Genomic DNA, 26257 nt, shown 5'->3' on the forward strand with positions numbered 1-26257 from the left:
GCTCTCCGCACGTGGTGACCCGACACGGACTCTGACCGTGATCGAACATCGCCGCGGAGGTCCGATGCGGATGTCAAAGGCCCCGGACCATGATCGGTCCGGGGCCTTTTCGCTGGTGCCCCCGGCAGGATTCGAACCTGCGACACCCGCTTTAGGAGAGCGGTGCTCTATCCCCTGAGCTACGGAGGCGCGCGGATCCGGGAGATCCGCGCGCCCAGCCTAGCGGATGGGGGAGTGGCGTCGGCAACGTCATCGGGTCTGCGGTGGTGCTGTCAGTAGTGCAGGCCGTGGCCGAAGGGGTACAGGTCGCGGTTCGGGTCGTCCAGGGCCGGGATGGGGACGGGGAGTGTGCCGCGGGGGGCCACTTCGCCGGAGAGGGTGCGGGCGAGGGCGGTCATGGAGGGGGTGCCGTAGCTGTAGGTGGCCAGGTAGGCGGGGACGTCGGGGAAGCGGCGGATGTCGTACGGCAGGCGGACGCCCGCCACGATCACCCGGCGGCCCGTGGCGGTCAGGGAATCGATCAGTCGGGCCTGGGCGACGCCTTCTTCGCTGCCCGCCGCGGCGGCGTTGGCGAGGACGACCGTGGCGTCGTGCGTGCGGGCCGCCTCGGTCACCTCCGCGATCTTCGTGGTGTCCGGTCGGGTGCCGGTCTCGATGGTGGTCGTCCGCCGGCCGCGCTGGGCGTCGAGGGCGTGGGCGAGGGCGGCGAGGGGCGCGGTGCCCCACCCGGTGACCAGGACGGTGCCCAGGTTGCGGGGAAGCGGCAGGGCACCGTTCTCGTTCCGTACCAGCGTGATCGTCCGCTCGGTGATCTGCCGGGCCCGGGAGCGGTGCCGTCTGCTGCCGACGGTGCGGGCCGCGCGCCGTTCGCTCACGTACGGTGCGGGGAACAGCTTGCGCCGCAGTTTGTGCTCGAGGATCCGCTGCACCGAGTCGTCCAGTCGCTCCTGGGGGACCGCGCCGGAGCGCACGGCCTCTCGTACGGCTCCGAACGCGGTGTCCAGCTTCGGTGCCAGCACGAGCTGGTCGCAGCCCGCCTGGAGGGCGCGCACGGGGGCGATGTCGGGTGGGAAGTCCGCGGTGGCGCCGCGCATGTCCAGGGCGTCCGTCGCGATCAGGCCGGTGAAGCCGAGTTCCTCCCGGAGCAGCCCGGTCACGATCCGGTGCGACATCGTCGCGGGCGTCCTGGAGGGATCCAGGGATGGGACGACGATGTGGGCTGTCATGATCGTGTCGACGCCGCGCCGGATGGCGGCGCGGAACGGCGGCAGGTCGATCCGGTCCAGTTCGCCCCGGGTGTGTTTGATCTCCGGCAGTCCGGTGTGGCTGTCGACATCGGTGTCGCCGTGTCCGGGGAAGTGTTTCGCCGCACTGGCGACGCCGCCTTGGTGATAGCCGCGTACGGCCGTGGCCACGAACTCCGCGCACAGTGCGGTGTCCGAGCCGAACGAGCGGACCCCGATCACGGGGTTCGCGGGGTTGATGTTGACGTCGGCGACCGGTGCGTAGTTCTGATTGATGCCGACGGCGGCCAGTTCCGTGCCGATGATGTCGGCGCTGTCGTAGGCGTCGCGGGCGGAGCGGGTCGCGGCCAGCGCCATGTTGCCGGGGAGCTGGGTGGCGGGCTCCAGCATCCGGTAGACGACGCTGCCGCCCTCCTGGTCGATGGAGATGAGCAGCGGTACGCGTACGCGTGCACCGGCCCGCCTGGCGGCGCTCTGGAGTCCGTTGGAGAGGCGTGCGATCTGACGCGGCTCCTGGACGTTGTCGGGGCCGCGGCGCGCGTCGAAGTAGATGACACCCCCGGGGCGGTACTTCCGCACCACGTCCGCGGGCGTCGGTACGCCGTACAGCGCGCGGTTCCTGTCGTGTTCCGCCTCCGCGGTCGCGCCGTAGACCTCGACGACGAACAGTTGGCCGATCTTCTCGTCGAGGCTCATCCGGCGCAGCAGAGCCGCCGCACGAGCGCGGACGGCGGCTGAGGAGGCGTGCGCCGAACGGCCGTGCCGATGGCCGGACACGGTGCCGGAGAGCTCGCCGCTGCCGACTGCGCGCGCCGCGGGCGACGCCGTCGCGCCGAGCGCGGCGGCGCCGGCCGCGGCGGCGAGGAGGTGTCTGCGAGAGGTGGGCTGTTGCATCGGAACGCTCCTCACCTGTGCATGTGTGGGTGGAGCACGTGGTCATGTGGAGGTCACCGCTGGATGCAGCAGCATCGTCCCAGCGCGGCGCCGCCCCGGGCCAGACGCCGCGCGGGACTTCTTGGGTCCAGTCCAGTGGCGTCCGGCTCGGTCGTGCCCTCGGCGCCCGGCCTACTCCTCCGCGCGCCCCGCCTTGAGCGCACGCGTGGTCCGGACCACCCGCTCGGCCTGCACGCGGGCCGCCTTCAGCGCGGTGCCGTCGACCGGTTTCTGGCCCTGTGCGTCGACGTGCGAGGTGCCGTAGGGGTTGCCGTCCTCGAACTTCGAGGGGTCGGTGTAGCCCGGCGGGACGATGATGCCGCCGAAGTGGTGAGCTGAGTTGTAGAGGGCCAGCAGTGTGCTCTCCTGCCCGCCGTGCAGGGTCGAGGACGAGGTGAAGCCGCTGTAGACCTTGTCGGCCAGCCGTCCCTCGGCCCACAGCGGGCCCAGGGTGTCGAGGTACTGCTTGAGCTGCGAGGTGACGTTCCCGTAGCGGGTGGGGGTGCCGAGGATCGCCGCGTCCGCCCAGTCGATGTCGTCCGGGGTGGCCTCGGGGATGTCCGCGGTGTCGCGTGCGTTGGCGGCCCAGGCGGGGTTGGAGTCGACGGCGGACTGCGGCGCGAGCTCCTGGACGCGTCGCAGCCGGACCTCCGCGCCCGCCGACTGCGCCGCGTCGGCGATCTCCTTGGCGAGGGAGGCGATGGTGCCGGTTGCGGAGTAGTAGATGACCGCGACCTTGACCGGGGTGGACTTGGACATGCCGCTCCGTCCTTTCGTGGGGGCGTCTTCTCGGGTGCCTCTGGGGGCGGGCCAGGTTCCGTCACATCTCGTATGTGGGTTTTTTGCCTCCTCGCGCCTGGTGCGCTGTCCGTTCCGTCGTGCGGGTTTCGGCCTCCGGAGCTGCCGGGGTTCGGGGCCGGGGGAGTGGGGGTCGGGTCGGTGCCGAGTACCCGGCTGGGTGGGGTTGCTGTGGTGACTGTTGCGCGAGTGAGGTGAGTCACAGAAGTCAGGGAAATAACCGGGGATCGCGTCCCCGTTTACATAGCCGTCTCCACAAAACGGGGACCAGGTCCCCGGATGGAGGACCTCAGCACCACCTCCAGTGCCACCAAAGCACTGCTGTCATGCCAACCCTGGTACGACGCACAGCACCACGCCCGCACGTCACACTCGTCGGCAGCAACACGCCGACCGACAACCACATCCGCACGCGATCCCACGACCAGCAGCAACCGAGGCCAGAAGCACCAGCCCCCCGACGGAACGAAGGAGTCACAGATGGGCAGCGCCACCGATGCCACCAAGCGCGTCACTGTCGGCTGCGCGGCTCCCAAGGGACGGGCCGACGCGGCGCGCAACCGCGAGCGCATCCTCACCGCGGCCCGTGAGGCGTTCGTCGTCCACGGGGCGGATGCTTCCCTCGATGAAATCGCTCGCACTGCCGGGGTCGGAAATGCGACCCTCTATCGGCACTTCCCCGACCGGGACTCGCTCGTGCACGGAGTCATGCATGCCGTGACCGAGCGGATCGCGGAACGGGCGGACAAGGCGCTCGCCGAGGAAGAGGATTCCTTCGAGGCGCTGCGCCGCTTCGTCTTCGCCGCGGTGGAAGAGCGCATCGGTGCGCTCTGCCCCATGCTCTCGGGCCGCTTCGACCCCACGGAGCCGCAGTCCCTGGCTGCTCGCACCCGGGTCGAACGACTGACCCAGGAGCTCATCCGGCGGGCCCAGCAGGCGGGCGAGGTGCGCACCGACATCGACGTCGGCGACGTGATGATCGCGCTCAGCCAGCTCTCCCGGCCGCTGCCGGGCGTCGGCTGCCAGCGCATCGAACGCTTCGTCGAACGCCATGTGCAGCTCTTCCTCGACGGGCTGCGCGCTCCCGCCAAGTCCCAACTACCCGGTCACGCCGCGACTCTGGAGGAACTGCGACAGGACCACTGAACTCCGCAGCCGCAGCGCCGAGTGGTTGCCGCACCGCTCACTTTTCCTCCTCTCCCGAGTCCACACCTCCAGTACTCCCCGTACTCCCGACACCTGGGGAGGTACGAGCACGGGGGGCTCGTACCTCCCCGCGGCGCATGTCCCGCACCAGACGAGAGCCGGTCTGAGCGCTCAGCTCAGCAGCGTCTCCCCGACGTCCCATTTTTCGTACTCCGCACCGTGAGGTAGGCACATCCATGCCAGAAACGCCATCTCCGGCCGACGCGCAGGCCGGGCTCGACCCCCGGCGATGGAAGGCGCTGGCCTTCATCGCCATCGCGCAGCTCATGGTCGTCCTCGACGCGACCATCGTGAACATCGCGCTCCCTTCCGCCCAGGTCGACCTGGGCATATCCGACGCGAACCGGCAGTGGGTCATCACCGCCTACGCCCTCGCCTTCGGCGGACTTCTGCTCTTCGGCGGCCGGATCGCCGACATGTGGGGCCGTAAGCGCGCCTTCGTGACCGGACTCATCGGCTTCGCGCTCGCGTCGGCCCTCGGCGGTGCCGCGAACGGCGAGGTCATGATGCTGTCGGCGCGTGCCCTGCAGGGCGCGTTCGGCGCACTGCTGGCACCGGCTGCGCTGTCCCTGCTCGCGGTGATGTTCACCGACGGCAAGGAGCGCGCCAAGGCGTTCGGTATCTACGGCGCCATCGCCGGTGGCGGCGGCGCGATCGGGCTCATCCTCGGCGGTGTACTGACCGAGTACCTGGACTGGCGCTGGACCTTCTACGTCAACGTCCCGTTCGCGGCCATCGCCGCGCTCGGTGCGATCAGCGTCATCCATGAACCGTCCGGGACCCGCAACCGGTCCGCACTCGACATCCCCGGTGTGGTCCTCTCCACACTCGGCCTCGTCTCCCTGGTGTACGGATTCACCCGTGCGGAGACGGACGGCTGGAGCGAGGGCGGCACCATCGGCATGTTCATCGCCGCCGTCGTCCTGCTGGCCGCGTTCGCCGTGGTCGAATCGCGGCTCCGGGCGCCGCTGCTGCCGCTGCGTGTGGTCACCGACCGCAACCGCGGCGGGGTCTACCTGTCGCTCGGCCTGGCGGTCATCGCCATGTTCGGCCTCTTCCTGTTCCTGACGTACTACCTGCAGGTGGTCAAGGACTACTCCCCGGTGCGCACCGGTGTGGCCTTCCTGCCGATGGTGGCCGGCATGATCACCGGCTCCACGCAGATCGGGGCGCGGCTGATGACCCGCGTACCGGCCCGCCTGCTGATGGCACCGGGCTTCCTGACCGCGGCGGTGGGCATGCTCCTGCTGACCCAGCTGGAGGTCGACAGCTCCTACCCGGCGCTGATCCTCCCGGCAGAGGTGCTGCTGGGCCTCGGGCTCGGTACGGCGTTCATGCCCGCGATGTCGCTGGCCACGCACGGTGTGCGGCCGAGCGACGCCGGTGTCGCCTCCGCGATGGTCAACACCTCGCAGCAGGTGGGCGGCGCCATCGGTACGGCGCTGCTGAACACCATTGCGGCGAGCGCCACCACCTCGTACGTCACCGCGCACGTCGCCGAGGCCACCACCAAGCCCGCCCAGCAGATGCTGAAGCTGGAGGCCATGGTGCACGGCTACACCTCGGCGATCTGGTGGGCCGTGGGCATCCTGCTCGTCTCCGCCACGATCGTCACGGTCTTCGTGAACGCCCGGGGCGGCGGCAACCCCGCCCCCGGAAAGACACTCGACGGCGAGGCAGGCAGCGACCGCCCCGGCGACGAGCCGGAGCCGGTGCTGGCAGCCATGCACTGACGGATGCCCCACGCCCGGCACGGTGCCGGTCACCGGGCTACCGCGGCCCCCGTGTCCCCGATGGGACACGGGGGCCGCTCTCGTGTTTCCCGCCGCTCGTGCCGGGGCCGCTCGGCGCGGCTGCCCGGGCCGGCGCCGAGCGCCTGAGCGCGCCCCTCGTACTGCCGGTTGCCGTGCGGGGCGACTCGCGGAGCCGTCGCCCGGATGCCGCAGGTGTGCCGTGGGCGGGAGCGGGCAGGGGCACGCAACCAACAGGGAACATCAGCCGTCTACACGGGTGAAGGGCGTCGATGACGATGCCCCTCCGGCAGCCGCGGACCGGATTCGGGAGCCCGCCTGGAGCAGCTCCATACCGCTCCGACCAGCGCCTGAGTGCGCTCAGTCACTGTGCTGTCCGCACGGGTAGCGGCGCAGTTTACTGCATGATCCGAAAAATGTTGCGCAGGTTGGGAATTTAGTCCGGATTCCAGCCGTTGACATCTACGCAAGGCGGGCACCCGTGAAGTGTCCGACAGTCAGCCACCAGGCCAAAGTTTCAGATCACTCGCAAGGGAGCACGCATGGCAACCCGTGCCGTCGCCCGTCGTCAGGAGAACACCACCGGTGTCTCCGACACGGCAAGCAGTGTTCGCACCGCTGGCAGCGAAGTCGCGGATCGCGACCTGGTCGGCATGTATCTCGACGAGATCGCTCGCACCCCGCTGCTGGACGCCGCCAAGGAAGTCGATCTGTCCCTCGCGATAGAGGCGGGCGTCTACGCCCAGCGCATTCTGGACGGACTCGAGAAGCCGGTCTCCAGCGACTCGGCGAGCGCCACCTCGAGCCGCGAAGACCTGGAGGCCATCGTCGCCGAGGGCGAGCGGGCCAAGGATGTCTTCATCCGTTCCAACCTGCGCCTCGTGGTGGCTGTGGCCCGCCGCTACCCGCGCAGTGGCCTGCCTCTGCTGGACCTGATCCAGGAGGGGAACGCCGGACTCGTGCGCGCGGTGGAGAAGTTCGACTACACCAAGGGCTTCAAGTTCTCCACCTATGCGACATGGTGGATCCGCCAGGCCATCACTCGCTCCATCGCCGACCAGTCCCGCACCATCCGGCTCCCCGTCCACCTCGTGGAGGAGCTGGGGCGCATCCGCCGGGTCCAGCGCGAGTTCAACCGCGAACACGGCCGCGACCCGGAGCCGGCGGAGGTGGCCGCTGAACTCAGCTCGACGCCCGAGCGCGTCACCGACGTGCTGGACTGGGCGCGCGACCCCGTCAGTCTGAACATGTCCGTCGATGACGAGGGCGAGACTCAGTTCGGCGACCTGCTGGAGGACACCTCGGCCGCCTCCCCCGAGCAGTCGGTGCTGACCGTGCTGCGCCGGGAGGAACTCGACGACCTGATCGGCAGGCTCGATGACCGTACGGCCTCCATCATCAAGGCCCGCTACGGCATGGTCGACGGCCGCGAGCGCACCCTGACCGAGGTCGGTAAGCAGCACGGCCTGACGCGGGAGCGGATTCGCCAGATCGAGAAGCATGCCCTCCTGGAACTGAAGAAGATGGCCCATGACACGGGCTTCGACGAGGCGGCATAACTCCTCAGGCCGATACTCCGGCCCGCCCCCGTCGTCGCCCCCAAAGACGAGCCCCGGTGCCCTCCCCCGAGCGCCGGGGCTCTTTGCTGTCTGCCCCAGGCGCCCTGCCTCCCTGCCCCTGCTCTCCCCCCGCCCTCCCGCCGCCTCCACCACTCCAGAGTCCGTTAGTGCCCGAAAGCATGCCCGAGTGTGTTTACTTTCTGGTTGTCCGGTCGTAGTCTCGCGGAGAACTCACACGATCGGGCATGGAACGGACCTGAACCCACATGTACGCACCGGAGCGCCAGCAGGCCATCCTCCGTACCGCCGAAGAGCAGGGGCGGGTGGACGTGCTGTCCCTGGCCGCCGAGTTCGACGTCACCGCCGAGACCGTGCGCCGTGACCTCAAGGCTCTGGACCGTGCCGGACTCCTACGACGCGTCCACGGCGGGGCCATCCCCGCAGGCCGCATCGACTTCGAGCCCGACCTGGCCGCCCGGGAGTCGGCAGCCACCGAGGAGAAGGAGCGCATCGCGCAGGCCGCCCTCGCGCACCTGCCCCGGGAAGGCAGCGTGGTGCTCGACGCCGGCAGCACCACGGCCCGGCTCGCCTCGGACATACCCGCCGACGTCTCGCTGACCGTCCTCACCCACGCCCTGCCGACCGCGGCCCGCCTGGCCGACCACGCGGGGATCGAGCTGCACATCGTCGGCGGGAGGGTGCGGCACCGCACCCGGGCTGCCGTCGACGCGTGGGCCCTGCGGACCTACGGCGAGATCAAGGCAGATGTGCTCTTCCTCGCCACCAACGGGTTCTCCGTCGACGGCGGCCTCACCACCCCCGATCTGGCCGAAGCAGCCGTCAAGCGCACGATGATGGCGGCCGCCCGGCACGTGGTGCTCCTGGCCGACTCCACCAAAGCGGGGGAGGAGTACTTCGCCCGCTTCGGCGACCTCTCCCAGGTCGACCTCCTCATCACCGACACCGGCCTGAGCCCCGACGAGACACGGGCCATCGAAGACCAGGGTGCCCGGGTCCAACGGGTCTGAGCCCTCCCTTCCGCACCGGCACGCCGCAACAACCTCTGGACCCCCATGACAGTCCTCACCATCACTCCCAACCCCAGCCTGGACCGCACCTACGAGATTCCCGGGCTCGGCCGCGGCGCGGTGCTGCGTGCCGGGTCCGACCGGGTCGATCCGGGCGGCAAGGGCGTCAACGTCTCCCGAGCGGTGGCCGCGGCAGGACACCCCACCCTCGCCGTACTGCCCCTCGGCGGTCCCGAGGGCGCCCTCCTCGCCCAGCTCCTCGGCGGACTCGGCGTCGCCGTGGCCGGCGTGCCGGTGGACGGCTCCACCCGGGTCAACGTCGCCCTGGCCGAACCGGACGGCACACTGACCAAGGTCAACGCCGCCGGGCCCGACATCGGTGCCGCCGAGTCCCGGGCACTCCTGGACACGTTGGCGGCCGAGGCCGCCCGCAGCCGCGCCCGCTGGCTGGTGTGCAGCGGCAGCCTTCCCCGCGGTCTCTCCCACGAGTGGTACGCGGCCGTCGTCAGCCGGGCCCGTGAGAACGGTGTCCAGGTCGCGCTCGACACCTCAGGACCCGCGCTGGCGGCGGCCCTCTCCGCCCGCCCCGACGTGGTCAAGCCCAATACCGAGGAACTCGCCGAGGTCGTCGGCCGCACCCTCACCACCGTCGGGGACGCCGTCAAGGCAGCCGACGAGGTGCGGGCGGCGGGCGCGGGAGCGGTCCTGGCCAGCCTCGGTGCCACGGGACAACTCCTCGTGGACAACACGGGGACCTACTTCGGGACCGCTCCCGTTACCACCGTCCGCAGCGATGTGGGCGCGGGCGACGCCTCGCTGGCGGGCTTCCTGACAGCCGGCGGCGCACGGGCCCGTGCGCTGGTCTCGGCCGTGGCGCACGGCGCTGCCGCCGTACAACTCCCCGGCAGCCAGATGCCCGGACCGGACGACGTCCGTCCGGAAGCGGTCACCGTGACCACCGACGTCCCCTTGGACCTTCCCCTTCTCCCCGACGTCAACGGAGCCGTCCGATGAGCCAGTTGATCACCGCGGAACTCGTCGATCTCGACCTGACCGCCGCAACCAAGTCCGATGCCGCCCGCTCGCTCGCGGAGCGGATGGTGTCGCTGGGCCGCGTCACCGATCTCGACGGGTTCCTCGCCGATGTCGAGGCCCGCGAGGCGCAGATGCCGACGGGTCTGGACGGGGGCATCGGCATCCCCCACTGCCGCAGCACCCACGTCAGCGAGCCCACGCTCGCCTTCGGCCGTCCACAGGAGCCGATCGACTTCGGCGCTCCGGACGGCCCTGCCGACCTCGTCTTCCTGATCGCGGCGCCCGACGGGGCGGACAGCGAGCATCTGACCATCCTGTCCTCGCTCGCCCGTCGGCTGGCCGACCCGGAGTTCACCGCCGCCCTCCGCTCCGTCGCGGACCCGGAGCAGGCGTCGGCGCTGATACGCGGCGACTCCGCACCGGACACGCCCGCGGCGGACGAGCAGCTCCAGGAGCCGTCGGAGGCCGATCGCGCGGCGGCGCCGCTCGGACAGGCGCCGCAGCAGGTGGAGCCGCAGGGCACCGAGCCCATGGGCCCGGAGTCGGAGCGCCCCGAGCCGCCGGAGCACTCGCCGGAGCCCGGGACGACCGGAACGACCGGGACCAGCGGATCCGGCGCCGCGTCGTCCGGGCCCTTCCGGATCGTCGCCGTCACCTCCTGCCCCACCGGCATCGCCCACACCTACATGGCCGCCGAGTCGCTGGAGCGGGCGGCGGAGGAGGACGCGGCCGGCACCGTGCTCACCGTCGAGACGCAGGGATCGGCCGGATTCCAGCGGGTCGACCCGGGGGTGATCGCCGCCGCGGACGCCGTGATCTTCGCGCACGATGTCGAAGTACGGGAGCGGGAACGCTTCGCGGGCAAGCCCACCGTCGACGTCGGGGTCAAGGCCGCCATCAACCGCCCCGCCGAACTGCTCCAAGAGGCCCGCGACAAGGCCGAACGGGGTGAGCACGCACCCCGGCCCACCGCCTCCGCGCCCATGGACGCAGGGGCCGCACAGGGCGACGGATTCGGTACCCGGCTGCGGACCTGGCTGATGACCGGCGTCAGCTACATGGTCCCGTTCGTCGCCGCCGGAGGGCTGCTGATCGCCCTCTCCTTCGCGCTCGGCGGCTACGAGATCGCCGGGGCCAAGTCCGTCGCCGACCACTTCGTGTGGACCGAGGTCCACAGCTGGGCCGCCCTGCTCAACCAGATCGGCGGGCTCGCCTTCGGGTTCCTCGTCCCCGTTCTTGCCGGGTACATCGCCTACGGCATGGCCGACCGGCCCGGCCTCGTGCCCGGCTTCGTGGGCGGTGCCGTCGCGGTCCAGATCGAGGCGGGCTTCCTGGGCGGCCTGGTGGCGGGGCTGCTCGCGGGCGCCCTCGTGATGGCCGTCCAGCGAGTCGGCGTTCCGGCCGTGCTGCGCGGCATCATGCCGGTCGTCGTCATCCCACTGCTCTCGTCGGCGATCGTCGGCGCCCTCATGTTCGTGGTGGTCGGCAAGCCCATCGCCACCGCACAGCAGGCCATGACCGACTGGCTCGGCGGCCTGACCGGCACCAACGCCGTCCTGCTCGGGCTGCTCATCGGCCTGATGATGTGCTTCGACCTGGGCGGGCCCGTGAACAAGGTCGCCTACACCTTCGCCACCGGCGGTATCGCCAGCGCCGACCCCGGCAACGGCAGCCTGATGGTGATGGCCGCCGCCATGGCGGCCGGAATGGTGCCGCCTCTGGGCATGGCCCTCGCCACGACCGTCCGCGGCAGCCTGTTCACCAGGACCGAGCGGGAGAACGGCAAGGCCGCCTGGGTGCTCGGTGCCTCCTTCATCAGCGAGGGGGCGATCCCGTTCGCCGCCGCCGACCCGCTGCGGGTGATCCCCGCCTCCATGGCGGGCGGAGCTGTCACCGGGGCGCTCTCCATGGGCTTCGGGAGCACGCTGCGGGCGCCGCACGGCGGCATCTTCGTCGTGCCGCTGATCGGCTCCCCGCTGCTCTACCTCGTCGCCATCGCGGCCGGAACCCTGGTCACGGCCGGGGCGACGCTCCTCCTCAAGGGCGCCCGCAAGCAGCCCACCGAGGTAGGGAGCAGCCCGGCGCAGGAGAGCGCGGAGCCGCGGGCAACGGCAGGCGTCTGAGCGGAGCCCGCCCGGCGGCCCGTCCGCCTCGTTGGACGGCCGGTCCGGCCCGTACCGTCGCGGAACCGGTTCCCGGCCCGCCGCCCGGCGGGTCGGACCGGCCGGTACCGCCGGCCGGCATCGGCATCGGCGTCGCGTCCCGGCGGGCCGGGGCCGCGGGAGCCCCGTCAGTGTCCGGCGTCGCGCTCCTCGTGCTCCGCGGAGGAACCGGCCTCGTCCGCTCCGGAGAGCGCGGGACCGTAGAGATCGCTGTAGGACGGAAAGACACCGCCCGGCCCATCCACCCCTCCCGCGGCCCGCACCGCCTTGACCACGGCCCGGACCACCACGTCGGCGCCCGCCGCCAGCACCTCGTTGAACTCGCCCGTCGCCAGCTCGCGTGCCCCCGTGGCCAGGGCGAAGACCGTGTCGCCGTCGTGCATGAGGTGTACCGGGCGCACCGCCCTGGCCAGACCGTCGTGGGCACTTCCGGCCAGCCGCTGCGCCTGCGCGCGGGTGAGCGCCGTGTCCGTCCCCAGCACCACGAGCGTGGTGTTCAGCGCGGGGCGTAGTGTCCCCGCGACGCGTCGGTCGGTCTCCTCCTTCGCCTCGGAGCGCAGTATCTCGGCCTCGGCATGCTCGTCCTCGGACGGGATGTGCGGCAGACCGTCGGCCAGCTCGCCGTAGAGCACGCCCGTGGCCGGGTCCGTCGCCGACCCCGCCGCGTTCAGCACCACCAGAGCGCCGACCACCGCCCCGGAGGCCAGCCGGGTGCTCGCCGTGCCGGTGCCGCCCTTGAGGCCGCCGACGACGGCCCCCGTCCCGGCACCGACACTGCCCTCCGCCACCGGTGCGCCCCGCGGTGTCGCCGCGGCCGCTTCCACCGCCTCGCGGCCCAGCTCCGCATCCGGCCGGGCGGACCAGCGACCCCCGCGCCCCAAGTCGAAGATGACCGCCGCCGGGACCACCGGCACCACCTGCGAAGGGTCGTCTCCCACTCGCACACCCCGGCCCTGCTCCTCCAGCCAGCTCATCACGCCCGTGGCGGCGTCCAGGCCGAACGCGCTGCCGCCGCTGAGGACGACGGCGTGGATGCGCTCCACCAGGTTCCGCGGGTCCAGCGCGTCCGTCTCGCGCGTCCCCGGGGCCCCGCCGCGGCAGTCGACTCCCGCGACGGCGCCGTCGTGCGGAGCCAGCACCACGGTCGTCCCGGTGAGCCAGCCGTCCCCGTCGCGCTGGGCGTGGCCCACGCGCAAGCCGGGGACGTCGGTCAGCGCGTCCCGGGTGCGGGTCGGCTGCTCCTGCGCGGGGCGCGGCTCCTGGCCGCCGTGAGTCTCCATGGGGCATCAATACCAGCAGCCACGTGCGGCGGCCGTACGCTTGAGCCATGAGCGTCGACCCGCATTCCTCCGACCGGCCCGGCACCCCGCGTGAAGCGGCGGCCCCGCTGGTCTTCGACGACCCGCTGACCCGCCCCTCAGCCGACGACACCGACCGGGGCTGGGGCGAGGGCGCGGGCGGCGGATCCGCGGGAACCAGCGGCGACCTCGCGCGCTTCCTGGACGAGAAGCCGCCCCACCACCTCTGAGCCCGCTCCGCCACGCCCCAGGAGCGCGGCCGGGTCGCCGCTGTGCGCAGGGCGCCGTGCCCTGCCGCCGGGAAGTCGCCGCCCACCGGACGGTGGTCGCCAGCCGGGCGGTGGCCGCGCGTCCGGGGGCGGTGGACCGTCGGCGAGCTGTGGCCCTCCGCGCAGCAGTCGTGTCCCGGACAGTGGCCATTCCGTGGACGACGGGGGTTGCCGCCGGCCATACGGCCCCGCGGCGCTGCCTTCGCGGTCTCCGGCGCTACTTCCGGGTGGCGGCGCCCCCGTCGCGCTGCGGTCCCACCGGGCTGTCCGCAGCGGTGGCCGTACCGGCGGACGCAGGGCTCTCCGCCGAGTCGCTCCCGCCCCCGCGCCGGGCGAGCAGGGCGTCGCGGATTTCGGTGAGCAGCTCGACCTCGGTCCCGGCCGTCTCCGCCGGAGCGGTCTCCGCCGGGGCGGCCTTGGCCGCCCGGCGCTCGTTGAACCTGTTCATCGGCAGGATCATGAGGAAGTAGACGACCGCCGCCGTGATCAGGAAGGTCAGCGTTGCGCTGAGCACCGGGCCCCAGTGGAGCGGGATGCCCGCGGTCACCTCGCCCGTCGGGCTGACCTCGCAGGGGCCCTTCAGGCAGGAGCGGTACTTGTCCAGGTCCTTGGTCCCGATGGCGCCGACCAGAGGGTTGATGAAGCCGTTGACGACGGCTTCGACGATCTTGCTGAAGGCTGCTCCGATGACCACGGCGACGGCCAGTTCGACCACGTTGCCGCGCATCAGGAACTCCCTGAAGCCGGTCAGTACGCCCTTCTTCTCGGGTGCGGGTGCGTCGTTGCTCAACGGACTTCCTCTTCCAGAACCAGATGACGATGCTGACTGCGAGCGGGAGACCGAGGACGCGCGGAACCGTCAGCGCCCGCGGACGGGACCGGCTGCTCGCCTGCCCTCGCGCGCATGGGTTCATGCACGACCGGACCAGCCGCCTCCGAAGCAGTGGGGACGGCGGACGGCTCAGCACAGCGTCACCGCCAAGCGGGATGTCGCCGCGGCGCCCGCGAGCGCCGCCGCTGTCCGCCGGGGAACGACGACGACGATCAGCGCCCCCTCGGCTCCGTCGCCCGAGACAGTGTCCCGGTAGTCGGGCACCTGAGCCACTCGGACATGTGTGGCCACGACGCGGGCGGAAGCGCTCTTGGAGGTGCTCGCGAGCACATCGATCCGGTCACCGGGGCTCAGCAGCCGGACTGTTGCCGCGTCGGCGATCCGGACGGGGGCCGAGACGGGCGCTTCCGGCGCCTTCTCGGTTGCGGCCGCCCTCTCGGTGCTCCGCCGTTCCGCTGCCGGGCCGGAGCCCGCGGAACGGCTCCCGTCCTGCGGTGGCGGACTGCTGCCCGTCGCGGTGAGGGCGAGAGCCGCCGCGCCGACGGCCAGCGCGGCCGGGAGGAACCGGCGCCGCACCGGCCTGCCGGGGCGCGGCAGGCGAGCGCCGCGTCCGGCCCGGACGGGTGGGAAGTCGGGCACGGGAGCGCGCAGACACGTACGGAGAGGAAGATCCTCCGGGAAGGGCTTCCGGGATCCGGGCACGACGCTCACCACCAGCCAGCACAGGGAGAAGAGCCGCCTGTTCACGGCCTTCGGTGACCACCCTGGACGCTGGGCCGGAATCCCGCTGACGGGCCCGAAAACCTGTGGATGACCGAGCAGTTGTGGATAACTACGTCCCCCAGGAGGGGGACGGAAGCGGTCAGGGGAGCGTGATGCCGGGCTCCATCCCGCCCAACGCCGAGCCGCACTCGCACTTGCGTTCGTCGGCGGCGGGCAGTTCGCTCACCGCCTCGAAGAGCACCTCGCGCAGCCGGCCGATGTTCTCGGCGAAGACCTGCAGCACCTCCTCGTGCGAGACGCCGTCCCCGGCCTCCGCACCCGCGTCCAGGTCCGTGACCAGGGCCAGCGAGGAGTAGCACAGCTCCAGCTCGCGGGCCAGGATCGCCTCGGGGTGCCCGGTCATGCCCACGACCGACCAGCCCTGGGCCGCATGCCAGCGGGACTCGGCGCGGGTGGAGAAGCGCGGACCCTCGACCACGCACAGCGTGCCCCCGTCCACCGCCTGCCAGCCGCGAACGCGGGCCGCCCGCAACCCGGCCTGGCGGCCCGCCTCGCAGTAGGGGTCCGCGAAGGCGACGTGGACGACCCGGGGAACGCTTCCGTCGGGGAGTTCCTGACCGTCGAAGAAGGTCTGCTGCCGGGACTTGGTGCGGTCCACCAGTTGGTCCGGGACCACGAGGGTGCCGGGGCCGAACTCCGGCTGCAGGCCGCCCACCGCGCACGGCGCGATGATCTGGCGTACGCCCACCGAGCGCAGCGCCCACAGGTTGGCGCGGTAGTTGATCCGGTTCGGGGGCAGATGGTGGCCGCGGCCGTGGCGCGGGAGGAAGGCCACCCGGCGGCCGCCGGTCTCTCCCAGGAAGAGTGAATCGCTCGGCGGCCCGTAGGGCGTCTCGACGGTGACCTCGGTCACCTCGTCGAGGAAGGAATAGAAGCCGGAACCGCCGATGATGCCGATCTCTGCCTGTTCGCTCATGCGGTCACCCTAAGGGCGCACGCCGGATGCGGGGCAGGGGGCCGGACCCACGGACAGCGGGCCCGGCCGGGCCCGTCGGCGGGGTGCAAACCACGAGAGGCCCGTGCCGTCCGGCGCGGGCCCCGGGGGTGGACGGCGAGTCCGCGGGCCTGGCCGCGGGGGCGGCCGGCCCGAAGCGGCGGCTCAGGCCGAAGTGGACGCCTTGCTGCCGCTCTTGCTCTCGCTCTTCCCGGAGGACTTCGTCTCCGAGGAGGACGAGGAGGAGCCGGACGACGAGGAGTCCGAGGAAGAGGACGAACCCTTGGTCTCGCCGCTCTTCGCGGTCGAGTCCGAGGAGGAGCTGTTGGCGGCCGGGCTGCTGCTCGACGAGGACTTGCGGCTGTCGTTGCGGTAGAAGCCGGAGCCCTTGAAGACGATGCCGACCGCCGAGTAGACCTTCTTGAGATGGCCCTGGCAGCCGGGGCACTCGGTCAGCGAGTCGTCCGTGAACTTCTGCACCACCTCGAGGCCCTCGCCGCACTCGGTGCACTGGTACTGATAGGTCGGCACGTTCTTCCTCCTGGCACTCTCACTTGTTGAGTGCTAACAACGCTCCATAGTGCAGCATTCCCGCGCGTCAGTCCACCGCGACTGTCGTTCGGTGACCCAGCCCACGTGCCGCGACCAGTCCGCCGTGGGCGGGGTGCAGCGCCTTGCGGAAGGCCAGCAGCACCAGCAGCGCGAGCCCGGTGCCGACCAGCGGGGTGAGGAACCCGGCTCCGGCCCCCGCTTGGTCCGCGAGCTGGCCCGCCACTGTCGAGCCGGTCGCCTGGCCCAGCGCGACCGCCCCGGTCAGCCAGGTGAACGCCTCGGTGCGGGCACCCGCCGGGACGAGCGACTCGATCAGGGTGAAGCAGGTGATCATGCAGGGCGCCACACACAGTCCGGTCAGCGTGCCCAGCGCGCCCAGCGCGACCGCCCAGGGGGCGAGCTGCGCGGCCAGCGCCACCAGCGCCGCGGCCGCCACCAGCGCCGGGTAGGCGGTCAGCAGCCGGGTCTGCGGCCCGCGCTTCCACCGGACGGCGCCCACCGCGACGGCGGCCAGCATGTTGCCCGCGGCGAAGACGCCGTACATCAGACCGTTGGCGCCCGGCCGGCCGATCGCCTCGGTGAACGCGGTGAGCGAGACCTGCATACCGCCGAAGACCGTGCCGATGCCCAGCAGCGCCGCGACGAGCACCCGAGCCCCCGGCGCCGCCAGTGCGGACGGCCGGCCGTCCGCGCCGTGTCCGTGCGCGGTGTCCGCACCCCGCCCGGCCGGGCGCCCGGCGGCCGACGGAACCGGCTGCGTACGGCGCTGCGCGGCGAAGACCAGTCCGCCCACCAGCGAGATGGCCGCCTCGGCTGCGAGCCCGGCGGCCGGATGCACGCCGGTGCACAGCGCCGTGGCCAGGACCGGGCCGACCACGAAGGTGAACTCGTCCGTCACCGACTCGAAGGCGGCGGCTGTCGTCATCAGCGGGGAGCCCTGCAGCCGCGCCGCCCAGCGGGCGCGCACCATCGGGCTGATCTGCGGTGCCGTCGCACCCGCTGGCACGGCCGCCACGAACAGTGCCCACAGGGGCGCGTCCAGGAGGGCGGCGGCGATCATCGCCCCGACGGTGAGGACGTGCAGGAACGCCTGCGGGACCAGGACGGCGCCCTGTCCGAACCTGTCGGCCAGCCTGCCGCTCTGCGGCGCCAGGAGGGCCATGGCGATGCCGGCGGTCGCCGACACCGCGCCCGCCCGGCCGAAGGATCCGGTGGTGTGCTGGACGAGGAGGATGATGCTGATGGTCAGCATCGCGTAGGGCTGGCGGGCCAGGAAGCCCGGCAGCAGAAAGGACCAGGCTCCCTCGGTCCGCAGCAGTTGCCCGTATCCGGGTCGCCCGGAGGAGCGCTCGGAGCGCCGGTTCCCGGTGTTCTCGTCGGTCCGTGCGGTGTCGGTCTCGGTGGCCGGGGATTCCACGGCCGGGCCTTTCTGCCGCCTGGTAGCGCGCTCAGGGTGACGCGCCGAGAGCTGTCCTCTCGCGCAGGACCGGGGTAGATACCCGGTCCGGTGCAAGGGTGGCTTCCGGACCGTGGCCGCCGAGCGGTCGCGCCAGCTCTGCATCAGGCAGAGTCGGGGTGAATCTTTACCGTCCTGAGGATAGCGGTCGGCGGCGGTATTCCGTAACAGGCGGCACAGCCCGCGGCCGCTCTCGACCAGCCCGCGAGGCACCCCGCCCGCGTCATCCGGCACGGTCCGCACCCGCGCACGACCACATGACTGAGGCCACCCCCGCCCACGTGGCGGACGCCGCACACAGCCGCGCGTACGGAGACGACAGACCCGCACCCGCCTGCGGGGCCGCGACGACAGGCCAGCGCGGCCCCGCAGGCAGCCCGAGCCCGCGGTGGCGCGCCCACACCGCCGCACCTCCCCCGAGCCCGGCCCGCAGCGAGCGGCTCGGGCCCCGGGGGACGGCCGGGCCGTCACCGGCGCACTGCTGTGCTCCCGCCGGAGCCCAGCCAGCCGGCGAGCTTGCCGCCGCGGCTGACCGAGAGCAGCCGCCGTTCGGCCGCGTCCCGGACCCGGTCGGTCGTGACGACCAGGAGCTCGTCGCCGTGCTGCAGCACCGTGGAGGGCAGGGGGACGAAGCTCTCGCCGTCCCGCACCACCAGGGTGACGGCAGCGCCCGGGGGCAGCCGCAGCTCGGTGACCTCGACGCCGTGCATCCGGGAGGACGGCGGGATGGCCACGGACAGCAGATGCCCGCGCAGCCGCTCCAGGGGTGCGGACTCGATGTCGAGGTCGGCGGCCTCGTCCCGCTCGTTCAGCCGCAGCTTCCGCGCCAGCCAGGGCAGGGTGGGCCCCTGGAGAACGGTGAAGACGACCACCAGCACGAAGACGATGTTGAAGATCCGCTGGCTGCCCCTGACCTCGGCGACCATCGGGATGGTCGCCAGCACGATGGGCACGGCCCCTCGCAGCCCCGCCCAGGTGAGCAGCGCCTTGTCCTGCCAGGGCAGGCGGAAGCGGTCCAGGCACAGGAAGACGGACAGCGGCCGGGCGACCAGGGTCAGGGCCAGCCCGATCAGCACGGCGGGCCAGAAGTCCTTCCACAGCTGGTGCGGGGTCACCAGCAGCCCGAGCAGGACGAAGAGGCCGATCTGCGCCATCCAGGCCACCCCGTCGGCGAAACCCCGCACGGCAGGCCGGTGCGGCAGTTTGCCGTTGCCCAGGATCAGCGCGGCCACGTAGACGGCCAGGAAGCCGGATCCGTGGGCCATGGCTCCACCCGCGTACGCCAGGAAGCACAGGGCCAGCACGGCGATGGGGTAGAGGCCGGAGGCCGGCAGGGCCACGTGGCGCATGCCGAGTTCGCCGAGCTTGCCGACGACCAGCCCCACCACCAGCCCGATGGCGAGCTCCAGAAAGATCTGCCCCAGCAGGAAGTACCAGGTGTGGTGCCCGGAACCGAGCGAGGAGAAGGTGACGACCAGCAGCACGACGGGGGCGTCGTTGAATCCGGACTCGGCTTCCAGGATGCCGGTGAGCCGCTTGGGCAACGGCACTCTGCGCAGTACGGAGAAGACCGCGGCGGCGTCTGTGGAGGAGACGACGGCGCCCATCAGGAGAGACGCCTGCCAGTCGAGTCCGACCAGGTAGTGCGCGGCCAGGGCGGTGACGGTCACGCTGACGGCCACGCCGAACGTCGAGAGCACGGCGGCTGCGGGCACGGCGGGACGGATGTCGCGCCACTTCGTACCGAGCCCGCCCTCGGCGAGGATCACCACGAGGGCGGCGTATCCCAGGGTTTGGGTCAGCGCGACGTCGGAGAAGCCGAAGCCGATGCCGTCCTGCCCTATGGCGATGCCTATGCCGAGGTAGACCAGCAGGCTGGGCAGCCCGCTGCGGGAGGAGAGCCGGACCGCCACGACGGCGATGAGCAGGACGAGGGCGCTGAAGAGCAGGAGCTGGTTGAGGCTGTGGACGGTCAGGGCACGGGTCCTCTCTGGCCGGGGCTCTCTCCTTGAGTGCACGAGTCGGGTGCTCCGGGCGCGGGGAATCGGCGCCGGGGCGGGGTTCCTTGAGCGGGCGAGCGGGTGCGCGTGATGGTTCTGACGGCCTCCTGACGTTTTCCTGACGTGTTCTTAACGCCTCGACCATGGCGGGGCCGCTGCTTCCGGACCGTTGTCCGGCAGCGGCTAGTTCGTTTGGGTAGCTAACAATTTACCATTACTTGAATATGCCCCGGTGAGAATCGGCTGAGGGTGACTCGCTGTCCGGGCGCGCCGACGGTCGGCCTATGGTTGCTCCGTACGGACCGGGCCCGTCCGGTCCCCCGTAACGGTCCACCCTGCCCCGCTAAGGACAGCGATGCCCGCCAAGAAGACCTCGCGACGCGCCCGCCTCATCGTGATCGTCGTCGTGCTGCTGCTGGTGGCCGGCGTCGGCGGCGGCACCTACTGGGGCATCAGCACCGTCCGCGACTCCTTCCCGCAGACCACCGGTTCCCTCAAACTCAAGGGCCTGGCCGCACCGGTGAGCGTCAAGCGGGACGGCAGCGGCATCCCGCAGATCTACGCGGACAACGCGAAGGACCTCTTCCTGGCGCAGGGCTACGTGCAGGCGCAGGACCGCTTCTGGGAGATGGACGTACGCCGCCACATGACCTCCGGGCGACTCTCGGAGATGTTCGGCGACGGACAGGTGGAGACGGACGCCTTCCTGCGCACCCTGGGCTGGCGCCGGGTGGCGGAGAAGGAGTACAAGCAACTCCCCGAGGAGACCAGGGACTACCTCAAGGCGTACTCCGCCGGGGTCAACGCCTACCTCAAGGACCACAAGGGCGCTGCGCTCTCCGTGGAGTACGCGGCGCTGGACCTGGCGGGCGAGGATTACCAGCCCGCCGACTGGAGCCCGGTCGACTCGGTCGCCTGGCTCAAGGCGATGGCCTGGGACCTGCGGGGCAACATGTCGGACGAGGTCGACCGGGCGCTGATGACCAGCCGCCTGGACAAGGACCAGATCGAGGACCTGTACCCGGAGTACCCCGTCGACCGGAACAAGCCGATCGTGGGCCAGGGGTCGGTCGACCCCGCCACCAAGAAGTTCGACCCGAAGTCCGAGGGCGGCGAGACCGGTTCGGGCAGCGGCGACGGCACGGGTACCGGCTCCGGAGCGGGCACCGGAGGCACTGAGCAGCCCGCTGCGGGCGCCGGCGGCGGCACGGGGACTCCCGGGGCCTCCGGGGGCTCCGGCGGCGCCCAGGGGGCCGGTGAGGCGGCTGAGGGCGCCACTACGCAGATGGGTGCGGTGGCCGACAAGCTGGACGAGATCCCCGGGCTGCTCGGGCCGAACGGCAGCGGCATCGGGTCCAACTCCTGGGTGGTGTCCGGCAAGTACACGACCACCGGCAAGCCGCTGCTGGCCAACGACCCGCACCTGGCGCCGCAACTGCCCTCCGTCTGGTACCAGATGGGCCTGCACTGCCGCTCTGTGGACAAGTCCTGCCCCTACGACGTCTCCGGCTTCACCTTCTCCGGCATGCCCGGTGTCGTCATCGGCCACAACCAGCACATCTCCTGGGGCATGACCAACCTCGGCGCCGACGTGACCGACCTCTACCTGGAGAAGGTCCGTGACGGGAAGTACCTCTACGACGGCAAGGAGGTCCCGTACCGCACCCGCGAGGAGACCATCAAGGTCGCCGGCGGCAAGGACCGGACCATCACCGTGCGCGAGACGAACAACGGCCCGATCGTCTCGGACCGCAACAAGGAGCTGCGCAAGGTCGGCGACACGTCCCCCGTCGGCAACGCGGCGCCCGACCGCGGCGACGGCTACGCGATCTCCCTCCGGTGGACCGCGCTGGAGCCCTCCAAGACCATGGACGCGGTCTTCAAGCTCAACCGAGCGGCCGACTTCTCCGACTTCCGCGCGGCAGCCCGCGAGTTCGCCGTCCCCTCGCAGAACCTCATCTACGCCGACACCAAGGGCAACATCGGGTACCAGGCCCCCGGCAGCATCCCGGTGCGCGGCAAGGGCGACGGACGCTACCCCGCGCCCGGCTGGGACCCCCGCTACCGCTGGAAGGGATACATTCCCCAGCGCGCCCTGCCGTGGGAGTACAACCCCGAGCGCGGCTACATCGTGACCGCCAACCAGGCCGTCGTGGACCGCGAGAAGTACCCCTACCTGCTCACCGACGACTGGGGCTACGGGGCGCGCAGCCAGCGGATCGACGACCTCATCCAGTCGAAGATCAAGGACGGCGGGAAGATCTCCATGGACGACATGGAGACGATGCAGATGGACAACAGCAGCGAGATCGCCAAGCTGCTGGTGCCCTACCTGCTGAAGATCGAGGTCCGGGACAAGTACGTACGGAATGCGCAGAAGCTGCTGGAGGGCTGGGATTACACCCAGGACTCCGACTCGGCGCCTGCGGCCTACTTCAACGCCGTCTGGCGCAACCTCCTCAAGCTGGCCTTCGGCGACAAGCTCCCCAAGGCGCTGCGCGTCAAGGGCGACTGCCTGTACGTCGCGCCCTCCGACGACTCCGGTCCGGTCGACGACCTGAACGGCAACCAGCGGCTGGTGCGCGAGTGCGGGCAGCGCTCTGCGGACTCCGCGCAGCCCGACGGCGGGGACCGCTGGTTCGAGGTCGTGCGCAAGCTGCTCAAGCAGCCGGACAGCGAGTGGTGGAAGACCCGCGACACCTCGGTGCGCAAGGGCGACAAGAACCGCGACGATCTGCTGGCGCACGCCATGAAGGACGCGCGCTGGGAGCTCACCTCCAAGCTCGGCAAGGACATCGACACCTGGAGCTGGGGCAGGCTGCACCGGCTGATGCTCAAGAACCAGACGATCGGCACCAGCGGCCCCGGATTCATGCAGTGGCTCCTCAACCGCGGCCCCTGGGACCTGGGCGGCGGTGAGGCAGCCGTCAACGCCACCGGATGGAATGCGGCCGGCGGGTACGACGTGATCTGGGTGCCGTCGATGCGGATGGTCGTCGACATGGGCGACCTGGACAACTCGCGGTGGATCAACCTCACCGGCGCCTCCGGGCACGCCTACAACGCGCACTACACCGACCAGACCGACAAGTGGGCCAAGGGCGAGTTCCTCAAGTGGCCCTACAACGAGAAGGCGGTCGACAAGGCGACCGAGGACCAGATGGCGCTCACGCCCTGACGTGCGCACGACGGTGGCCCGGCACGCGCCGCGCGTGCCGGGCCACCGTCGTGCGGTCGGCGCGGCAGGTCCGGTCCGAAGGGCCGTCGCTGCGCCGTGGTCCCTGGGGGTGCGGCTTCCCCTCGATCTGTCCGGCCAGCCCATTCCCTGGGCCGGTCGCTGACCGCGGCGTGACCCGGTCAGCCTTCCGCGGCCTCGAAGTGGTGCACGCCGCTCGGGGTCACGGCTGTCGCCACCCGCCGGTCGTGCTCCTCACCGTCGATACGGTCGACCAGCTCTCCGTCGTACAGCAGTACCGCACACACCGGCTGCGCGCCGCGGGCCGCCAGCCGGGCGAGCACCCTGTCGTAGCAGCCCGCGCCCCGTCCCAGCCGCAGTCCGCCCCGGTCCACGGCCAGCCCCGGCAGCAGGACCGCGTCGGCCTGTGCGACCGCTTCGGGGCCGAGCCGCGGGCCGGACGGCTCCCGCAGTCCATGCCCGGCCGGAACGAGCGTCCCGGGTCCCTCGTGGACCGCCCACTCGAGGTCGTTGTCCTCGCACAGCACCGGCAGCAGTACGCGCACACCGCGTTCGTGCAGGGCCTCCAGCAGCGGACCGGTGCCCGGCTCGCTGCCCACGGACGCGTACGCGGCGACGGTCGCGGCAGTGGAGAGGCCGGGCAGCTCCAGTACGTGCCGGGCCAGCGCATGAGCGGCCGCATCCAGGTCACCGGGGGTCAAGGTTCTCCTCACCCGCAGGACAGCGCGGCGCAACGCGTGCTTACTACCGTCGCCGACGGTCTCCGGCTCGCCCATGGAGCGTCCTTTCCCTTCCGCGCGTGAAACGCAACAAACCCAACAAACGCGATAAACGCCGTGGACGCTTATCTTTCCCATCAAGTGACCGGTTATGGTGCGGGACATGACTACTCCCCGCTCCCGGATCACCAAGGCAGTCATCCCCGCCGCCGGCCTGGGCACGCGCTTCCTGCCTGCGACAAAGGCCACACCCAAGGAGATGCTCCCGGTCGTCGACAAGCCCGCGATCCAGTATGTGGTAGAGGAGGCCGTCACGGCCGGTCTCTCGGACGTGCTCATGGTCACCGGACGCAACAAGCGTCCCCTCGAGGACCACTTCGACCGCAATTACGAACTGGAGCAGGTCCTGCGGGACAAGGGCGACGACGGGAAACTCGCCCGGGTGCAGGAGTCCAGCGACCTGGCCACCATGCACTACGTCCGCCAGGGCGACCCGCGCGGACTGGGGCACGCCATCCTGTGCGCAGCGCCGCACGTGGGGGACCAGCCCTTCGCCGTCCTCCTCGGCGACGACCTGATCGACCCGCGCGACCCCCTGCTCGCGCGGATGATCGAGGTGCAGGAGGAGCACGGCGGCAGCGTCGTGGCACTCATGGAGGTCGATCCCGGCAGCATCCACCTGTACGGCGCGGCGGCGGCCGCCGCCACCTCCGACCGCGACGTGGTGCGGGTCTCGGACCTGGTGGAGAAGCCCGCGGTGCAGGAGGCGCCCAGCAACCTGGCCATCATCGGCCGCTATGTGCTGGACCCGGCCGTCTTCGAGGTGCTCGGCAAGACCGAGCCCGGCAGAGGCGGCGAGATCCAGCTCACCGACGCGCTGCAGACGCTCTCCAGCGACGAGTCCGTGGGCGGCCCGGTGCACGGCGTCGTCTTCGACGGGCGCCGCTACGACACCGGGGACAGGGCGGACTACCTGCGTGCCATTGTCAGGCTTGCGTGCGAACGTGAGGACCTGGGCCCGGAGTTCCGGGAGTGGCTGCGTGGTTACGTCACCGAGGAGATGTAAGTCGTGAGCAAGACCTGGTCGGTCGAGGAGCACCTGGAGGACATCCTCCGCAGCGTCCGCCCGCTGGACCCCATCGAGTTGAACCTGCTCGACGCGCAGGGCTGCGTCCTGGTCGACGACGTCGTCGTCCCCGCCGCGCTCCCGCCGTTCGACAACAGCTCCATGGACGGCTACGCCGTGCGGACCGCCGATGTGCGGGGCGCCAGCGAGGAGTTCCCCGCGGTGCTCAGTGTGGTCGGCGACATCGCCGCCGGGAGCTCCGGACTGCCCGTCGTCGTCTCCGGTGAGGCGGCCCGCATCATGACCGGTGCGCCGCTGCCGCCCGGCGCGGAGGCCGTCGTCCCGGTCGAGTGGACCGACGGCGGCACAGGCGGCGGCCCCGCGGACGCCATGGCCGCGCACAGCGCCGCGCCGGAGGGCGCCTCGGGCCAGGTGCGCGTGCACCGTCCGGTCGCCGCTCGTCAGCATGTACGGGCCAAGGGCAGCGACGTCGAGGCGGGCACTGTCGCACTCAGGGCCGGCACCGTCCTCGGGCCCGCGCAGGTGGGTCTGCTGGCGGCCGTCGGGCGCGGCTCGGTGGTGGTGCGCCCGCGCCCCCGGGTGGTCGTCCTCTCCACCGGCAGCGAACTCGTCGCGCCGGGAGAACCGCTGGGTCCCGGGCAGATCCACGACGCCAACAGCTTCGTGCTGACCGCCGCCGCACGCGCGGCCGGAGCCATCCCCTACCGGGTCGGTGCGGTGGCCGACGACGCCGAGACGCTGCGCGCCACCATCGAGGACCAGCTCATCCGGGCCGACCTCGTCGTCACCAGCGGCGGGGTGAGCGTCGGCGCCTACGACGTCGTCAAGGAGGCGCTCTCCCAGGTGGACGCCTTCCGCGGCGGCGAGGAGGACGGCGCGGACGATCCGCCCCGCGACACGGTGGAGTTCCGCAGGCTGGCGATGCAGCCGGGCAAACCCCAGGGGTTCGGTCTGATCGGGCCCGACCGCACGCCCATCCTCACCCTGCCCGGCAACCCGGTGAGCGCCTATGTCTCCTTCGAGTTGTTCGTCCGCCCGGCGCTGCGTCACCTGATGGGCCAGAAGCCCGTCCGGCGCCGCACCGTGCGCGCCCGGCTGGCCGGGGACACCGCGCTGACCTCACCGGAGGGGAAGCGGCAGTTCCTCCGCGGCGACCTCACCCCGTCCGCCGATCAGGACGGGGCGGGTACGGTTCGCGCGGTCGGAGGCCCCGGCTCCCACCTGATCGCCGCCCTCGCACACGCCAACGCGTTGATCGACATCCCGGAGCAGACCTCCCGGGTCGCCCCCGGTGACGAAGTGACCGTCGTTCCCCTGGACTGACCGGAGGTAAAGGGCGCAGGCCCCGTCCTTCGGGGCGGGGTTAGCCCGGAGTCGGGCCGCAGCGCGAAGCTACGCAGGTCGGCGCTGCTGCT

At 71.6% G+C, this 26257-nt stretch carries 20 protein-coding genes and 1 tRNA gene; 10 read left to right on the top strand and 11 right to left on the bottom strand.

What is annotated here, in order from left to right:
• Nucleotides 1–113 precede the first annotated feature (113 nt).
• The 3 genes from ACFYNS_RS15605 to wrbA form a co-directional block, all read right to left on the bottom strand.
• Nucleotides 114–189: transfer RNA gene (locus tag ACFYNS_RS15605), tRNA-Arg, on the bottom strand.
• Nucleotides 190–272: 83 nt separating this feature from the next.
• Nucleotides 273–2138, bottom strand: a complete 1866-nt coding sequence (locus tag ACFYNS_RS15610) for a glycoside hydrolase family 3 protein (RefSeq protein ID WP_360299485.1) — start codon at nt 2136–2138, stop codon at nt 273–275.
• 171 nt (nt 2139–2309) lie between these two features.
• On the bottom strand, nt 2310–2936 hold the full coding sequence (wrbA, locus tag ACFYNS_RS15615) for an NAD(P)H:quinone oxidoreductase (RefSeq protein ID WP_360299487.1): 627 nt from the start codon (nt 2934–2936) through the stop codon (nt 2310–2312).
• A 519-nt stretch (nt 2937–3455) separates the two neighbouring features.
• Between wrbA and ACFYNS_RS15620 the strand changes: the two genes are divergently transcribed.
• From ACFYNS_RS15620 to ACFYNS_RS15645, 6 genes are all read left to right on the top strand, one after another.
• Nucleotides 3456–4121: a TetR/AcrR family transcriptional regulator gene (locus tag ACFYNS_RS15620; protein ID WP_388603231.1), complete on the top strand. Its 666-nt coding sequence runs from the start codon at nt 3456–3458 to the stop codon at nt 4119–4121.
• A gap of 236 nt (nt 4122–4357) precedes the next feature.
• On the top strand, nt 4358–5914 hold the full coding sequence (locus ACFYNS_RS15625; protein WP_360299493.1) for an MFS transporter: 1557 nt from the start codon (nt 4358–4360) through the stop codon (nt 5912–5914).
• Nucleotides 5915–6474: 560 nt separating this feature from the next.
• Nucleotides 6475–7491, top strand: a complete 1017-nt coding sequence (locus ACFYNS_RS15630; protein ID WP_360299495.1) for a sigma-70 family RNA polymerase sigma factor — start codon at nt 6475–6477, stop codon at nt 7489–7491.
• A 266-nt stretch (nt 7492–7757) separates the two neighbouring features.
• Complete coding sequence (locus ACFYNS_RS15635) at nt 7758–8519, top strand: DeoR/GlpR family DNA-binding transcription regulator (RefSeq protein WP_360299498.1); 762 nt, start codon at nt 7758–7760, stop codon at nt 8517–8519.
• A gap of 45 nt (nt 8520–8564) precedes the next feature.
• Nucleotides 8565–9533: a 1-phosphofructokinase gene (gene pfkB, locus ACFYNS_RS15640; RefSeq protein ID WP_388603235.1), complete on the top strand. Its 969-nt coding sequence runs from the start codon at nt 8565–8567 to the stop codon at nt 9531–9533.
• A complete protein-coding gene (locus ACFYNS_RS15645; RefSeq protein WP_388603237.1) occupies nt 9530–11677 on the top strand; it encodes a fructose-specific PTS transporter subunit EIIC in 2148 nt (715 codons plus the stop codon). The genes pfkB and ACFYNS_RS15645 overlap by 4 nt, the downstream gene beginning before the upstream one ends.
• Before the next feature lie 167 nt (nt 11678–11844).
• On the opposite strand, the gene ACFYNS_RS15650 is transcribed toward ACFYNS_RS15645, so the two are convergent.
• Complete coding sequence (locus ACFYNS_RS15650; RefSeq protein ID WP_360299505.1) at nt 11845–12996, bottom strand: P1 family peptidase; 1152 nt, start codon at nt 12994–12996, stop codon at nt 11845–11847.
• A 47-nt stretch (nt 12997–13043) separates the two neighbouring features.
• Here ACFYNS_RS15650 and ACFYNS_RS15655 point away from each other — a divergent pair, with 47 nt between their 5' ends.
• On the top strand, nt 13044–13244 hold the full coding sequence (locus tag ACFYNS_RS15655) for a hypothetical protein (protein ID WP_388603240.1): 201 nt from the start codon (nt 13044–13046) through the stop codon (nt 13242–13244).
• Between the two features lie 256 nt (nt 13245–13500).
• On the opposite strand, the gene mscL is transcribed toward ACFYNS_RS15655, so the two are convergent.
• From mscL to ACFYNS_RS15685, 6 genes are all read right to left on the bottom strand, one after another.
• On the bottom strand, nt 13501–14073 hold the full coding sequence (mscL, locus tag ACFYNS_RS15660) for a large conductance mechanosensitive channel protein MscL (protein WP_388603242.1): 573 nt from the start codon (nt 14071–14073) through the stop codon (nt 13501–13503).
• A gap of 171 nt (nt 14074–14244) precedes the next feature.
• Complete coding sequence (locus ACFYNS_RS15665) at nt 14245–14862, bottom strand: hypothetical protein (protein WP_388603244.1); 618 nt, start codon at nt 14860–14862, stop codon at nt 14245–14247.
• Between the two features lie 115 nt (nt 14863–14977).
• Nucleotides 14978–15814 (bottom strand): S-methyl-5'-thioadenosine phosphorylase, encoded by an 837-nt coding sequence (locus ACFYNS_RS15670; RefSeq protein ID WP_388603247.1) that lies wholly within the window; start codon nt 15812–15814, stop codon nt 14978–14980.
• 183 nt (nt 15815–15997) lie between these two features.
• Nucleotides 15998–16363, bottom strand: coding sequence for an FmdB family zinc ribbon protein (locus tag ACFYNS_RS15675; RefSeq protein WP_360302250.1), 366 nt, complete (start codon nt 16361–16363; stop codon nt 15998–16000).
• Nucleotides 16364–16430: 67 nt separating this feature from the next.
• Nucleotides 16431–17801, bottom strand: a complete 1371-nt coding sequence (locus ACFYNS_RS15680) for an MFS transporter (RefSeq protein ID WP_388603249.1) — start codon at nt 17799–17801, stop codon at nt 16431–16433.
• A gap of 506 nt (nt 17802–18307) precedes the next feature.
• Complete coding sequence (locus ACFYNS_RS15685) at nt 18308–19858, bottom strand: potassium/proton antiporter (RefSeq protein ID WP_388603251.1); 1551 nt, start codon at nt 19856–19858, stop codon at nt 18308–18310.
• A gap of 337 nt (nt 19859–20195) precedes the next feature.
• Here ACFYNS_RS15685 and ACFYNS_RS15690 point away from each other — a divergent pair, with 337 nt between their 5' ends.
• The gene (locus tag ACFYNS_RS15690) at nt 20196–23018 is read left to right on the top strand and encodes a penicillin acylase family protein (protein WP_388603254.1); all 2823 of its coding nucleotides are present in this window, start codon (nt 20196–20198) and stop codon (nt 23016–23018) included.
• 179 nt (nt 23019–23197) lie between these two features.
• Here ACFYNS_RS15690 and ACFYNS_RS15695 read toward each other — a convergent pair whose 3' ends face one another.
• Nucleotides 23198–23812, bottom strand: a complete 615-nt coding sequence (locus ACFYNS_RS15695) for a 5-formyltetrahydrofolate cyclo-ligase (protein WP_388603257.1) — start codon at nt 23810–23812, stop codon at nt 23198–23200.
• Nucleotides 23813–23918: 106 nt separating this feature from the next.
• Between ACFYNS_RS15695 and galU the strand changes: the two genes are divergently transcribed.
• Both galU and glp read left to right on the top strand, forming a co-directional pair.
• On the top strand, nt 23919–24821 hold the full coding sequence (gene galU, locus ACFYNS_RS15700) for a UTP--glucose-1-phosphate uridylyltransferase GalU (RefSeq protein WP_360303621.1): 903 nt from the start codon (nt 23919–23921) through the stop codon (nt 24819–24821).
• 3 nt (nt 24822–24824) lie between these two features.
• On the top strand, nt 24825–26165 hold the full coding sequence (glp, locus tag ACFYNS_RS15705) for a gephyrin-like molybdotransferase Glp (RefSeq protein ID WP_360303622.1): 1341 nt from the start codon (nt 24825–24827) through the stop codon (nt 26163–26165).
• Nucleotides 26166–26257 lie beyond the last annotated feature (92 nt).

Origin of the sequence: Streptomyces sp. NPDC006925, assembly GCF_042869575.1 — a bacterium.
GTDB lineage: Bacteria > Actinomycetota > Actinomycetes > Streptomycetales > Streptomycetaceae > Streptomyces.